This is a genomic window from Bacillus sp. KNSH39, assembly GCF_052656585.1.
In genome coordinates this window covers 2,165,542-2,177,761 of the sequence record NZ_JBQXYO010000001.1, presented here as the reverse complement: position 1 = coordinate 2,177,761, position 12,220 = coordinate 2,165,542, and the positions used below count along the sequence as shown (strand labels likewise).

General features: G+C 33.3%; 14 protein-coding genes. 12 read left to right on the top strand and 2 right to left on the bottom strand.

Annotation, left to right across the window (positions count from 1 at the left end; all coding sequences use genetic code 11):
• The first annotated feature begins 80 nt into the window (after positions 1–80).
• The 8 genes from plcA (at position 81) to ACUL40_RS10960 (ending at position 6,972) form a co-directional block, all read left to right on the top strand.
• Positions 81–1,070, top strand: a complete 990-nt coding sequence (plcA, locus tag ACUL40_RS10995) for a phosphatidylinositol diacylglycerol-lyase (protein WP_000066288.1) — start codon at positions 81–83, stop codon at positions 1,068–1,070.
• A 192-nt stretch (positions 1,071–1,262) separates the two neighbouring features.
• Entirely contained in the window at positions 1,263–2,672 is a 1,410-nt protein-coding gene (locus ACUL40_RS10990; RefSeq protein ID WP_000671629.1) for a glycoside hydrolase family 1 protein, read from the top strand.
• Between the two features lie 30 nt (positions 2,673–2,702).
• A complete protein-coding gene (locus ACUL40_RS10985) occupies positions 2,703–3,410 on the top strand; it encodes a GntR family transcriptional regulator (protein ID WP_001274912.1) in 708 nt (235 codons plus the stop codon).
• A 219-nt stretch (positions 3,411–3,629) separates the two neighbouring features.
• Positions 3,630–3,821 carry a hypothetical protein gene (locus ACUL40_RS10980; protein ID WP_001008261.1) on the top strand — a complete coding sequence of 64 codons (192 nt, stop codon included), beginning with the start codon at positions 3,630–3,632 and terminating at the stop codon, positions 3,819–3,821.
• Between the two features lie 186 nt (positions 3,822–4,007).
• Positions 4,008–5,441 (top strand): MocR-like pyridoxine biosynthesis transcription factor PdxR, encoded by a 1,434-nt coding sequence (pdxR, locus tag ACUL40_RS10975; RefSeq protein ID WP_000454965.1) that lies wholly within the window; start codon positions 4,008–4,010, stop codon positions 5,439–5,441.
• 33 nt (positions 5,442–5,474) lie between these two features.
• Positions 5,475–5,831 (top strand): CidA/LrgA family holin-like protein, encoded by a 357-nt coding sequence (locus ACUL40_RS10970; RefSeq protein WP_000878488.1) that lies wholly within the window; start codon positions 5,475–5,477, stop codon positions 5,829–5,831.
• A gap of 23 nt (positions 5,832–5,854) precedes the next feature.
• Positions 5,855–6,526: an LrgB family protein gene (locus tag ACUL40_RS10965; RefSeq protein ID WP_000242939.1), complete on the top strand. Its 672-nt coding sequence runs from the start codon at positions 5,855–5,857 to the stop codon at positions 6,524–6,526.
• Positions 6,527–6,546: 20 nt separating this feature from the next.
• The gene (locus tag ACUL40_RS10960) at positions 6,547–6,972 is read left to right on the top strand and encodes a YfmQ family protein (protein ID WP_000214634.1); all 426 of its coding nucleotides are present in this window, start codon (positions 6,547–6,549) and stop codon (positions 6,970–6,972) included.
• Between the two features lie 22 nt (positions 6,973–6,994).
• Here the strand turns inward: ACUL40_RS10960 and ACUL40_RS10955 are convergent, their stop codons facing one another.
• Both ACUL40_RS10955 and ACUL40_RS10950 read right to left on the bottom strand, forming a co-directional pair.
• Positions 6,995–7,396: a CBO0543 family protein gene (locus ACUL40_RS10955; protein ID WP_445422668.1), complete on the bottom strand. Its 402-nt coding sequence runs from the start codon at positions 7,394–7,396 to the stop codon at positions 6,995–6,997.
• Positions 7,371–8,549: a DUF2515 domain-containing protein gene (locus tag ACUL40_RS10950; protein ID WP_059303505.1), complete on the bottom strand. Its 1,179-nt coding sequence runs from the start codon at positions 8,547–8,549 to the stop codon at positions 7,371–7,373. The genes ACUL40_RS10955 and ACUL40_RS10950 overlap by 26 nt, the downstream gene beginning before the upstream one ends.
• A gap of 302 nt (positions 8,550–8,851) precedes the next feature.
• Here ACUL40_RS10950 and ACUL40_RS10945 point away from each other — a divergent pair, with 302 nt between their 5' ends.
• The 4 genes from ACUL40_RS10945 to ACUL40_RS10930 are packed head-to-tail and all read left to right on the top strand — an operon-like array spanning position 8,852 to position 12,206.
• The gene (locus ACUL40_RS10945) at positions 8,852–9,838 is read left to right on the top strand and encodes a UDP-N-acetylglucosamine 4,6-dehydratase family protein (RefSeq protein WP_336458539.1); all 987 of its coding nucleotides are present in this window, start codon (positions 8,852–8,854) and stop codon (positions 9,836–9,838) included.
• Positions 9,835–10,746, top strand: a complete 912-nt coding sequence (locus tag ACUL40_RS10940) for an NAD-dependent epimerase/dehydratase family protein (RefSeq protein ID WP_000739078.1) — start codon at positions 9,835–9,837, stop codon at positions 10,744–10,746. Before ACUL40_RS10945 ends, ACUL40_RS10940 begins: the two co-directional genes overlap by 4 nt.
• Positions 10,743–11,093 (top strand): DUF6572 domain-containing protein, encoded by a 351-nt coding sequence (locus ACUL40_RS10935; RefSeq protein WP_079004384.1) that lies wholly within the window; start codon positions 10,743–10,745, stop codon positions 11,091–11,093. The genes ACUL40_RS10940 and ACUL40_RS10935 overlap by 4 nt, the downstream gene beginning before the upstream one ends.
• Before the next feature lie 48 nt (positions 11,094–11,141).
• Positions 11,142–12,206, top strand: coding sequence for an undecaprenyldiphospho-muramoylpentapeptide beta-N-acetylglucosaminyltransferase (locus ACUL40_RS10930; protein ID WP_000047562.1), 1,065 nt, complete (start codon positions 11,142–11,144; stop codon positions 12,204–12,206).
• Positions 12,207–12,220 lie beyond the last annotated feature (14 nt).

Below are 12,220 nucleotides of genomic sequence, written 5' to 3'. Positions count from 1 at the left end.
AATGTTATTTATTTTTTCTGAACTAGCTTATATTATATTCAATAAGTTTGATATAAAAACAGAAAAAGAGAGGGATAATAATGAGCAATAAGAAGTTAATTTTGAAATTATTCATATGTAGTACAATATTTATCACATTTGTATTTGCTTTACATGATAAGCAAGTAGTTGCAGCTAGCTCTGTTAATGAGCTTGAAAATTGGTCGAAATGGATGCAACCTATACCTGATAATATCCCGTTAGCACGAATTTCAATTCCAGGAACACACGATAGTGGGACGTTCAAGTTGCAAAATCCGATTAAGCAAGTATGGGGAATGACGCAAGAATATGATTTTCGCTATCAAATGGACCATGGAGCTCGCATTTTTGATATAAGAGGACGTTTAACAGATGATAATACGATAGTTCTTCATCATGGGCCATTATATCTTTATGTAACACTGCATGAATTCATAAACGAAGCGAAACAATTTTTAAGAGATAACCCGAGTGAAACGATTATTATGTCTTTAAAAAAAGAGTATGAGGATATGAAAGGGGCAGAAGATTCATTTAGTAGTACGTTTGAAAAAAATTATTTTGTTGATCCTATCTTTTTAAAAACAGAAGGAAATATAAAACTTGGAGATGCTCGTGGGAAAATTGTACTACTAAAAAGATATAGTGGTAGTAATGAATCTGGAGGATATAATAATTTTTATTGGCCAGATAATGAGACGTTTACCACAACTGTAAATCAAAATGTAAATGTAACAGTACAAGATAAATATAAAGTGAGTTATGATGAGAAAGTAAAATCTATTAAAGATACAATGAATGAAACGATGAACAATAGCGAGGATTTAAATCATCTATATATAAATTTTACAAGCTTGTCTTCTGGTGGTACAGCATGGAATAGTCCATATTACTATGCCTCTTATATAAATCCTGAAATTGCAAACCATATAAAACAAAAGAATCCTGCGAGAGTAGGCTGGGTAATTCAAGACTACATAAATGAAAAGTGGTCACCATTATTGTATCAAGAAGTTATAAGAGCGAATAAGTCATTAATAAAAGAATAAAGATGATGAGAGTGAGAAGCGATAAAATATATCGCTTCTTATTTCTTTTCCAATAACCAACAATATAAATTGTACTTTTATAATAGAAAAAAATAAAAACATAAGATATAATCATACATATAAAATTTGTACCTATAAATTTTATATGTATGATTGAATTTGATTTGTTGTAATGAAATGGAGGTATATACTATGAAGTTTCCACATGATTTTTTATTCGGAGCTGCTTCAGCTTCTTATCAAGTAGAAGGTGCATGGAATGAAGATGGAAAAGGTGTTACGAATTGGGACGAGTTTTCAAAAATTCCTGGCAAAACATACAATGGAACAAATGGTGATGTAGCTGTTGATCATTATCATCGATATAAGGAAGATGTTCGCTTAATGGCTGAGATGGGATTAGAATCGTATCGTTTTTCTATTTCTTGGGCGAGAATATTGCCGACTGGAGATGGAAAGGTAAATGAAAAAGGGATTGAATTTTATAACAACTTAATTGATGAATGTTTAAAATACGGGATTGTGCCGTTTGTCACTTTATATCATTGGGATTTACCATTACCGTTAGAAAAAGATGGTGGATGGACGAATAAAAGAACAGCAGAGGCTTTCGTAAAATATGCAGAAACTTGTTTTAAGGCATTTGGTGACAGAGTTAAGCATTGGATTACTTTTAATGAGACCGTAATGTTTTGTGGATTAGGTTATTTAAAAGGTGCACATCCACCAGGAATACAAAATGATGTTCCAAAGTATTTTCAAGCGACTCATTATGTATTTTATGCACACGCGAAAACAGTTGCGGTGTACAAGCAGCTGAAACAATATGGTGAGATTGGGATTACACATGTTTTCTTACCAGCTTATAGTGTGGATGATCAAAAAGAAAATATACAAGCAGCAAATCATGCGAATGAATATGAAACGTATTGGTATTATGATCCAATTTTAAAAGGCGAGTATCCGTCTTATGTTGTACAACAATTAAAGGAAAAAGGATGGACTCCTAATTGGACGGTTGAAGAATTAGAAATCATTAAACAAAATGCAGAAGAAAATGATTTTATTGGCTTGAATTATTATCAACCAATACGAGTAGAAAGATACGATATGGATATAAAGAGTGAGGAACATTCTCGAGAAAACTCAACGCTTGCTCCAGGTAACCCTTCTTTTGATGGTTTTTATCGAACAGTTAAAATGGATGATAAAACATATACAAAATGGGGATGGGAAATATCTCCCGAAGGTTTCTTAGAGGGATTGCATATGTTGAAAGCGCGTTACGGTGACATAAAGATGTATGTAACGGAAAATGGACTTGGTGATGAAGATCCAATCATTGACGGAGAAATTGTAGATGTTCCGAGAATTAAATTTATTGAAGCGCATTTAAAAGTAATGAAGCGTGCAATTGAAGAGGGAATTAACTTAAAAGGTTATTATGCATGGTCAGTGATTGATCTTTTAAGTTGGTTAAATGGATATAAAAAGCAATATGGCTTTATTTTTGTCGATCATAATGATAACTTAAAACGTAAGAAGAAACTTTCGTTTCATTGGTATAAACGTGTGGTCGAAACGAGAGGGGAAGAGTTATAACAGATAAAAGCGTATTTTAGGAGAAAGTGTATGAGTGCAAAGTATAAACAAATTGCAGATGTGTTAGAGCAAAACATTCGAGATGGGCTTTTTAATGAAACGAAAAAACTACCTACAGAAGAAGCGTTGATGAATCGATTTGAAGTAAGCCGTAATACGATACGTAAAGTAATTAGTCAGCTTGTGAATAGAGGTTATATTTTTCAAGTGCAAGGTAGTGGCATGTTTTTACGCGAAACTTCTGTAACAGATTACATTAATTTAGGAAGTTTACGTGGATTAACGAAAAATCTTGTTTCACAAAATATTGAAACGAAAGTGTTAGAGCTGGAAGTAATAGATGCGGACGAAGAGATAGCAAAGCGGATGCAATGCGAAGCTGGAACTAGGTTGTATTTTTTGAAGCGCTTAAGAATTGTAGATGCTAAACCATTCTCTATTGAAGTAAGTTATTTCAAAAAGGATATTATTCCATATTTGAACGAAGAAATAGCATTAAGCTCTGTATACAGTTATTTCATTGAAGATTTACGATTAAATATTGGTTTTGCTGATAAAGTTATTAGTTGTGAAAAAGTAAATAAAGAAAATGCACAGCTTTTAGAATTAAATGAAGGTGATCCGGCGCTTCTTATTGAAAATACAGTGTATCTTGTAAATGGAACAATTTTTGAGTTATCTCAGTCGATGTTTCATTATGAAAAGGCGAAACTTTTAAATCGAATTAATTTTAAATGAAAAATTATCGTTTGAAAAAAGCAACTGGTCCTAAGTGATCAGTTGCTTTTTATTTTTTAAGTGGATGAGCAAAAAAACATGAAAGTGGTTGGTCCGCTTTTTGCAAACATCTATTATGATAAGAGAAGAAAGGTAGTATGTTATCAACGTTTTAAAGAGGAAGGTTTTTATGTAAGTTCTTTAATTAAAATAGATGGGTCTTAGAGAGGTGAAAAGACAATGAATTTTGCAATTTCACTAGTCGTTATTATTGTAATTGTATCGCTATTTGGGACTGTACTAGTTGCAAGAAACGTGGAGGAGAATTACGGTAAGTCTACAAAAAGAAATGTGAAAAACTTATCTGCAATCTATATTCTTCTTCTATTTGTTCTACTGGCCGGGGTAACATGGTACGCGGTAATGATTTAATAGTTTGTAAAAGAATTGAAATGAGAGTATGAAGTTGGAATTTCAGAAGCTATTGAGTAATCAGAAAGAGAACCATTTTGGATATATCCATTTACGGATAAGAAAATGTGACTAATTAATACTATTTTTACGGTGAATACTGTTAGTAAAAAATGAGGATAGTTCGTTTTGAAAGGAGGAAACTAGATGGAATGGAAACCAAATCGTGCAGATAAGACACCTGTATATAAACAAATTGCGGATTATATTGAAAGAGGCATTTCTTCAGGTGAATTTCCTTCTGATAGTAAGTTACCTTCTGAGCGTATGTTAGCAAAGGAATTACAGGTGAACCGGAGTACAATAGTAGCTGCGTATGAAGAATTAAAATCACTTGGAGTAGTAGAACGGCAAAAGGGAAGCGGAACACGGGTCAATACAGACATATGGGGTGTCTCACATAAACGAATACCGAACTGGGGTAGGTACGTGGAGGATGGATCGTTCTTACCTAACGTACCACTCGTTCAACAAATTCGAACGGAAACACAAAAAGATGATTTAATTAATTTAGCAAGCGGTGAACTGTCACCAGAATTAATTCCAAGTGATAGATTTCGAACAATTTTGTCGGAGAAAACATTTATGGAAAACCTCGGTTATGATCATCCACTTGGAAATGAGATGTTGAGAAAAACAATTGCAGCACATGTTCAGCAATATAAACAAATTGAAGCAGATTCAAGCTCTATTCTTATTACGTCAGGAGCACAACAGGCGCTTAATCTTATCGTTCAATGTTTATTAAAACCTGGTGATGCGATCGCGATTGAAGATCCTTCGTATTGTTTTTCGCTTCCAATGTTTAAATCGGCCGGTTTAAACATATTTCATTTACCTGTTGATGAGCATGGAATGAATCCAGATGACTTAATCGATTTGCACAAAAAGCATCGCATTCGTATGGTGTTTTTGAATCCAGATTATCAGAATCCGACGGGGACTGTGCTTTCATTAGCGAGACGTAAAAAAATTTTAGAACTGTCTTCTGAGTTCGGTATACCAATTGTAGAAGATGATCCGTATAGTTTAATCTCTTTTAATGGAGAAGTGAACCCGACATTAAAATCAATGGACCAAAATGGAAATGTTCTTTATATAAGTTCATTATCAAAAATTGTTGCATCAGGATTACGTATTGGATGGATAATTGGTCCTACACGTGTAATTGAGCGTTTAGCAGATGCAAAGCAACAAGTTGATTTTGGCCATAGTGTATTTACGCAGTGGGTAGCAAATCAATTTTTAGAATCAAAGGATTTCCATAAACATATTACGATACTTCGTGGACAATTGAAGCAAAGAAGAGATGTATTAATTGCAGAGCTTGAAGGAACATTGGGAGACCGAGTTGAATGTTTCGTGCCAGAGGGTGGAATACATGTATGGTGTAAAGTGAAAGGAAAGTTTGATGAATATCACTTATTAGGTGAATCTATACAGAATGGTGTCGCATTTGTTCCGGGCAGTGTTTTAGGTTCGAAAAATGAATATATACGATTTACGTTTGGTAGAGCGAATATAGAACAAATTCAACTTGGAATTAAACGGTTTGCCGACACGCTAAATGAGATTTCATAATATGGATGTGTGATAGTGAAATGAGGGAAAGAAATGAAGTACGTGACGCTTTTACTTCAAGTAGGCGTGCTATATGTATTTAGCCTAGTGGGTACGTGGATTCAAGGAGTATTCCATCTATCAATGCCAGGAAGTTTAATAGGGATGTTAATACTGTTCCTGCTCCTTTCCACTCGCGTTTTACCGTTAAAATGGTTTGAGTTAGGCGCGGAAAAGTTAATCGTATTTTTACCGTTATTTTTAATCCCTTCGACAACAGGGCTCATGGAATACGGGTCTTTTCTTTTCAGTAAGGAGAGTATTATATTCCTTTTAGTAGTTGCAAGTACTGTAGTAACTTTGATTGTTTCAGGGTATATAAGTCAATTATTAATAACAACAAAAAAATAAAATCGACAAGGTGCACGATTCAAATGGTCTTAATTATTATTACTGTAGCAATTTATTTCTTGGCGACAAAGCTATATAAAAAATTTACGTTTGCATTTACGTTACCGGTGTTAACAGTTACGGCAATTATGATTTGTTTATTTTTCATTTTTGGTATTTCTCATCATGAGTATAGGGAAAATGGAGGAGACATTCTTTCAAGCTTATTGAGCCCTGCAATTGTAGCATTAGCCATACCTCTATTTAAAGAGCGAAAGATACTTATGAAAAATTTTTTATCGATACTTATTGGAGTAGTGATAGGTATAGTGGCTGTAACGAGTATGAATGTAGTGATTGGCGGAATTTTAAATATAGATAAGGAACTTATATTAACTACTTTACCACAGTTAGCAACGATGCCTATTGCCCTATCATTAGCGGATCAAATTGGTGGTATTCCATCTATGACTTCTAGTTTTGTAGTTGTTGCAGGAATAACAGGCGCTATTATCGGACCAACAGTACTTAAGTTTTTCAGTATAACAAGTACGATTGGAAAAGGAGTTGGAATGGGCTGTGCATCACATATTATCGGTGTGAGCCGTCTCGTGAAGGAAGGCGAGAAAGAGGCGACAATCGGTTCGGTAACGATGATTGTAACTGGAATACTCATTAGTATACTAATACCGTATGGAACGAAATTTATTTTTTAAATGTAATGGAGATGATAACAATGACAACATGGTTTATAGTTACATTATTTGTTTTTGGAGCTATTAAAGTATTAGTTTCTAGCATGCCCACTTCTGTTGTGGAATCAATTATTAGTAAATTTGAATTGCATCAAAAGCTTGAGGCGGAAAATACTTCTATATCGATAGATGGAAAAAATATAGAGGGAGAAATGAAACTACAAGTTATTCATGAATTTAATGAGGCTTTGTTTTTAGATAAACATTATTTCCCGCCGCACGGAGAAGGGACACCCATAGTCATTGATACGAAGAAAGGGAATAAAGAGATTAGATTTTCGCTATATAGCTATGAAGAACATGTTGATGTCATTAAGCAATATAAGAAGAAAGTCGTTGCCTATCGTTTACGCTCTAAAAGCCTTCAAACATTGGCACCATTAGCAATAACGGAAGAGTATGCTTAAGAAGGGACCTATAAGGGTCTCTTTATTTTTTTATCCAATTATATACGTTCCAAATAAAAGAATGAAAAATCATATAACCAAATAAAGAAAATGTATGGTTCCAATTCGCGTTATGTACAAATAAACCTAAACTTTCAGCAATCTGTTCAAAAAGGCTAGCACAAATACCGATTGAAATAATAAATAAAATTCTAGAAACGTTAGATAATTTTTTTGAAATGTGTATAAAGATAACTGTTAAAATCGGCAGTACGAACAATGTAAAAGCTATATTAACCGAAAATGTGGATGAGAAGGGCCTAGCCGGAAAGGAATATATTTGTTTATGAACAAAAAAGGCATCTAAGCAAGTTCCAATAATAGAAGAGAGAAAGATTGTAACTACTAATGCTAGAAACTCATTCTTCTTCTCGGAGGAGGACATTTTTCTTTGCGAGAATGGCGAGTTCAATTTTTTCGAGTGTTTTGCAGTAGTCTTCTGTAATTTGTCCATTTATATTTTCCTCCTTATCAACTAAGTAATTTACAACTTGCCAATCGGTAAACCAATCTTCACTGTCAACTTCTTCATGCTTCATATCTCGCCATGCATAGATGAGTGCAGGGCTGTATATGCGATAAGCGCCATTTCGTAACTGGCATTTCTTTATTCGGCGCTTATAAAACTCACGGGAAAAAGATTCATTTACACTTGAAAATAAATGGGGCCAGTAATCTTTCCTTGATCCTGTATGTGGATGGTGTTGAGCCCAGCTTATTATTTGAGATAAAACATGTGTATCTCGAAATAATAATGAGTACAATCTTTTTCCAATTAATATCCGTTCATGTAAGGAAGTGAAATGTTTCATTGTATCACCAAATAGTAATACTTTTTGTTTCTTATCATTTTCGTAGAATGGGAAAAGAATATGATTAAACTGAAAGAAATCAAAGAGTTTAAATCCAATACTATTTAGTACAGTCTTTTTAAATTGTACATTTTGAATCACTCTTTTTTCTAAGTAGTTTTGTTCATTAACAATAGTTGCAATCGCTAATGTTTTTTTGTTGCCTGTTTTCCAAAAATCGTTCCACATCGTTTCCATAAATGTAGAAACATTTAGGTGAGGGAGAAGGTGAAATAACTTTTGTGATCTCTTTACACTTTGTTCGTAAAGTAAAAATTGAGGGTATACATCTTGGAAAATAAGCCAATTCCCTCTTTCTAAAAAAGAAAAAAATATGAATTGATCTTTCTCTGATAAAATTCTCGTATATAAATCCCCCTTTAAATCAGTCATATTCCAACCGCCGTTACGTGATACCATATGTCCAAGCAGTGCCCAATGTATTTCTGGATATTGAATGTAAAATTGGTAGTATGCGCGTGTTCTTGTAACATTATTTTTATTTAGTTGTTCTGTTTGTATTTTAATTTTGTTGATGATGAGTTGTTCTTCTTTCGTTAATTTATACATGGTGTCAGAAGGAATAAGCTTGCTTTTTTGTTTTAATTCATTTTTTACGTCGAATAGGGAGAGAGGCAGTGCTTTGGAAGGTCCGTTATATGTATGATTTGAATTGCTTCGGTCCATTCCGTTACCTCCCTTTTTCATAAATTTAAACATGATTATTGGCTATGAATCATTCTATTTATTTTATTACGAGTATAAGAAATAAATGAGCGGTGTTTTTTTACAAGGAATTTATTTATCATGCAAACAGTATGGAAAATCTTACTGTTGTGAGGTGAAATGAAAAACAGAAACTAAGTTTAATAGTTTCTGTTTTTTTATTTTGTCAATTAAATGTAACAAACGACGATTATGATTTGAATCAATTGAAAATAATTCAATAAATATTATTTAAATTGAGATGTTTCGTAGGAGGAAAAGGAATGTTAAATAAAATAATTTTAATTACTGGTGGTACAGGTTCGTGGGGGCATGAACTTATAAAACAACTATTAGAAAAATCACCGAAAGAAATTAGAGTTTTTTCAAGAAATGAAACGGTTCAGTTTGAAATGCAGCAACAGTTTATAAATGATGATAGGCTAAAATTTATTATTGGAGATATTCGTGATAAAGATCAACTAGTCTATGCATGCCAAGGTGTACATTATGTATTCCATCTTGCAGCTTTAAAACACGTTCCAGTATGTGAGTATTATCCTTATGAAGCTATAAAAACTAACATACATGGTACGCAAAATGTAATTGAAGCCTCTACACAGATGCAAGTTGAAAAAGTTATATATGTTTCAACGGATAAAGCAGCTGATCCATCAAATACGTATGGGATGACAAAAGCAATTGGTGAAAAATTAATGGTTCATGCGAATATACAAACGAAGAAAACAAAATTCATTTGTGTTCGTGGTGGAAATGTTTTAGGAACGAGTGGAAGTGTAGTACCGCTTTTTAAACAACAAATTAAAAGATCTTCAGAAGTAGGGATTACCGATGCGAATATGACTAGATTTTTCTTAACAGTTGAAGATGCTGTTGGATTGTTATTTAAAGCCGTATATCAAGGTAGAGGCGGGGAAATCTTTGTTATGAAAATGCCGGCATGTAAAATAACAGATTTAGCGGAAATATTAATTGAAGATTCAAAAAAAGAAAATATTAAGGTGAAAGAGGTAGGGATAAGACCGGGTGAAAAATTAAGTGAAATGCTTCTATCTGAGGTAGAGAGTAAAACAAGTATAAGTTTTGATCAAAATTATTTTGTGGTACTACCGACGATTCCTATCGAAGGACTTCAAGAATATTATTCTAGCTATCCGCTAGTGGATGTGAAGAATTTTAGTTCTCAACAAGATTTACTTGCAAAACATGAGGTGAAACAAATGCTATTAAAAGGAGGGTTTTTGCGATGAAAAAAAATGCGAGCCTTTTAATAACTGGTGCAAATGGTTTCACAGGCCGCCATGCTTGCCACTATTTTTTAGAGCAGGGCTTTCATGTAATTCCTATGTTTCAAAATCGTGCACATAGAGAAAAAATTAGAAATGGTATTACGTGTAATTTAACTAATAAGAGCGAAGTAATGAAGGTAATGAAACAAATAAAGCCAGACTACGTATTGCATTTAGCGGGAAGGAATTCGGTTATAGAATCTTGGACAGCTGCTCTTGAGTATATAGAGATTAATGTAATAGGAACGTTATATTTATTAGAAGCAATTAAGCAAGAAGCCTCGCATTGTAGAACATTAGTTATAGGATCTGCTTTGCAAGCAGATAGTATGAACGAAATGAAAATTTCAAATCCATATAGTTTAAGTAAAACGATGCAAGTCATTATTGCAGAGGCTTGGGGAGGATTAATGGATTCAAATATTATCATTGCAAAGCCCTCAAACTTAATTGGTCCAGGGGTATCGAATGGTATTTGTTCGATTCTCGCAAAGAAAATAATAGATATAGAATCAGGTAGAAGTAAGGCTATTATCGAAGTAAACAGTTTGAAAGATAGTAGAGATTTTCTAGATGTACGTGATGCGGTCAAAGCGTATCATGTGTTATTACGAGATGGAATAAATGGAAAACAATATAATATCGGATCAGGAGTAAAACGATCTTTATTAGATGTACTAGAACAATATAAAGAATTAACACAGCTAAATTTTTTTATAGAGGAAACAGAGAAAAGTGGGAGCGACTCAAATGAGAGTTTAGCAACAGAGGAAATAAAAAATTTAGGTTGGATCCCAGAAATTGAATTTCATCAATCATTAAAAGATGTACTTGAGTATGCGAAGTGTAGTGACATCTGCGTGCAATGAAAAACAAAAAAGGGTGTAAGAAATATATGAATGGTTATGAAGTAATAGATAATCAAAATACGCTATTTCTTTCAATTGTTGATACGCTGGACTGGAGAGATGAAGAAGCGCATGTATTGCTTATTTATGAGGCAATACATAAATATCAAGCGTATGTAGAAGAAAAAAGGGTTAATCGAATAAAGTCAGCATTAGAGACGGAAACTAGATATGTGATTCAAATCTTTGCTCAATACGAGTGTAGTGAGTATGGAAATGATTTTTATGAACTCATTAACGATCTTTTACAAGATATAGAGGTGGAGTTAAAGATTTATATAAAAAATAATCAGTTTATTTACATTTAAAAGGTAAAGAGAAAGCTAGATTTTTAATAATAAAGGTGGGTATAAGTTATGAGCAAAACGATTCTTTTTACTGGGGGCGGTACAGCCGGACACGTTATGATTAATATTGTATTAATTCCTAAATTTATAGAGAAAGGCTGGAGAGTCGAGTATATTGGATCCAAAAATGGAATTGAAAAATCATTAGTGCAAAATGTTAAGTACAATAGTGTTTCAACGGGAAAGCTTAGGAGATATTGGGATTGGGAGAATTTTAAAGATCCTTTTAAAATTATACGCGGTTGTTTACAAAGTTATAATTTAATTAAGAAAACAAAGCCTGACGTTATCTTTTCAGCAGGAGGATTTGTTTCAGTTCCTGTAGCTATAGGAGCATGGTTAAATCGTGTGCCTATAATTATACGTGAACCAGATAGCACATTAGGGCTTGCCAATAAAATAGCATTACCTTTTGCTACAAAGCTATGCACAACATTTCCTCAGACAGGAGAAAATGTAAGTAATGAGAAGAAGGTTTATGTAGGACCAATTGTAAGGGAAGAAATTGAGAAGGGTAACGTATTACGAGGAAGAAGATATTGTGAATTTCAGCAAGATAAACCAGTATTATTAATTATGGGTGGGAGTCAAGGTGCTAAGTGGATAAATGATATGGTAAGGGAATGTTTAGATACAATACTATTAAACTTTAATATTATTCATATATGTGGTAAAGGGAAGGTAGACCCATCTATTGGCATGGAGGGATATATGCAATTTGAATATATAGGCGACGAGTTGCCGCATATACTAAATATGGCAAGTGTTGTAGTTTCTAGAGCGGGTTCTACTGCTATTTCTGAATTGTTATTTTTGAAGAAACCGATGTTGCTTATCCCGTTAACTAACAGTTCCAGTAGGGGAGATCAAGTTTTAAATGCTGAATATTTTTCACGGCAAGGATATGCGGAAGTTATACTCCAAGACAGAGTAAGTACGAATACATTTATACATGCAGTAAATAAGTTGTATACAAATAAGGAGAAATATATTCAAAACATGAATGGATATAAGAAAACAAATGATGAGGGAATTCATCAAATAATAGATATAATAAATGAAGTGGTGAAGTAATAGAAATGTAAATA

Excerpts from the sequence above, each read along its gene's own strand:
- plcA (WP_000066288.1), top strand. The coding sequence starts at position 81 with ATGAGCAATAAGAAGTTAATTTTGAAATTATTCATATGTAGTACAATA.
- ACUL40_RS10990 (WP_000671629.1), top strand. The coding sequence starts at position 1,263 with ATGAAGTTTCCACATGATTTTTTATTCGGAGCTGCTTCAGCTTCTTAT.
- ACUL40_RS10985 (WP_001274912.1), top strand. The coding sequence starts at position 2,703 with ATGAGTGCAAAGTATAAACAAATTGCAGATGTGTTAGAGCAAAACATT.
- ACUL40_RS10980 (WP_001008261.1), top strand. The coding sequence starts at position 3,630 with ATGAATTTTGCAATTTCACTAGTCGTTATTATTGTAATTGTATCGCTA.
- pdxR (WP_000454965.1), top strand. The coding sequence starts at position 4,008 with ATGGAATGGAAACCAAATCGTGCAGATAAGACACCTGTATATAAACAA.
- ACUL40_RS10970 (WP_000878488.1), top strand. The coding sequence starts at position 5,475 with ATGAAGTACGTGACGCTTTTACTTCAAGTAGGCGTGCTATATGTATTT.
- ACUL40_RS10965 (WP_000242939.1), top strand. The coding sequence starts at position 5,855 with ATGGTCTTAATTATTATTACTGTAGCAATTTATTTCTTGGCGACAAAG.
- ACUL40_RS10960 (WP_000214634.1), top strand. The coding sequence starts at position 6,547 with ATGACAACATGGTTTATAGTTACATTATTTGTTTTTGGAGCTATTAAA.
- ACUL40_RS10955 (WP_445422668.1), bottom strand. The coding sequence starts at position 7,396 with ATGTCCTCCTCCGAGAAGAAGAATGAGTTTCTAGCATTAGTAGTTACA.
- ACUL40_RS10950 (WP_059303505.1), bottom strand. The coding sequence starts at position 8,549 with ATGGACCGAAGCAATTCAAATCATACATATAACGGACCTTCCAAAGCA.
- ACUL40_RS10945 (WP_336458539.1), top strand. The coding sequence starts at position 8,852 with ATGTTAAATAAAATAATTTTAATTACTGGTGGTACAGGTTCGTGGGGG.
- ACUL40_RS10940 (WP_000739078.1), top strand. The coding sequence starts at position 9,835 with ATGAAAAAAAATGCGAGCCTTTTAATAACTGGTGCAAATGGTTTCACA.
- ACUL40_RS10935 (WP_079004384.1), top strand. The coding sequence starts at position 10,743 with ATGAAAAACAAAAAAGGGTGTAAGAAATATATGAATGGTTATGAAGTA.
- ACUL40_RS10930 (WP_000047562.1), top strand. The coding sequence starts at position 11,142 with ATGAGCAAAACGATTCTTTTTACTGGGGGCGGTACAGCCGGACACGTT.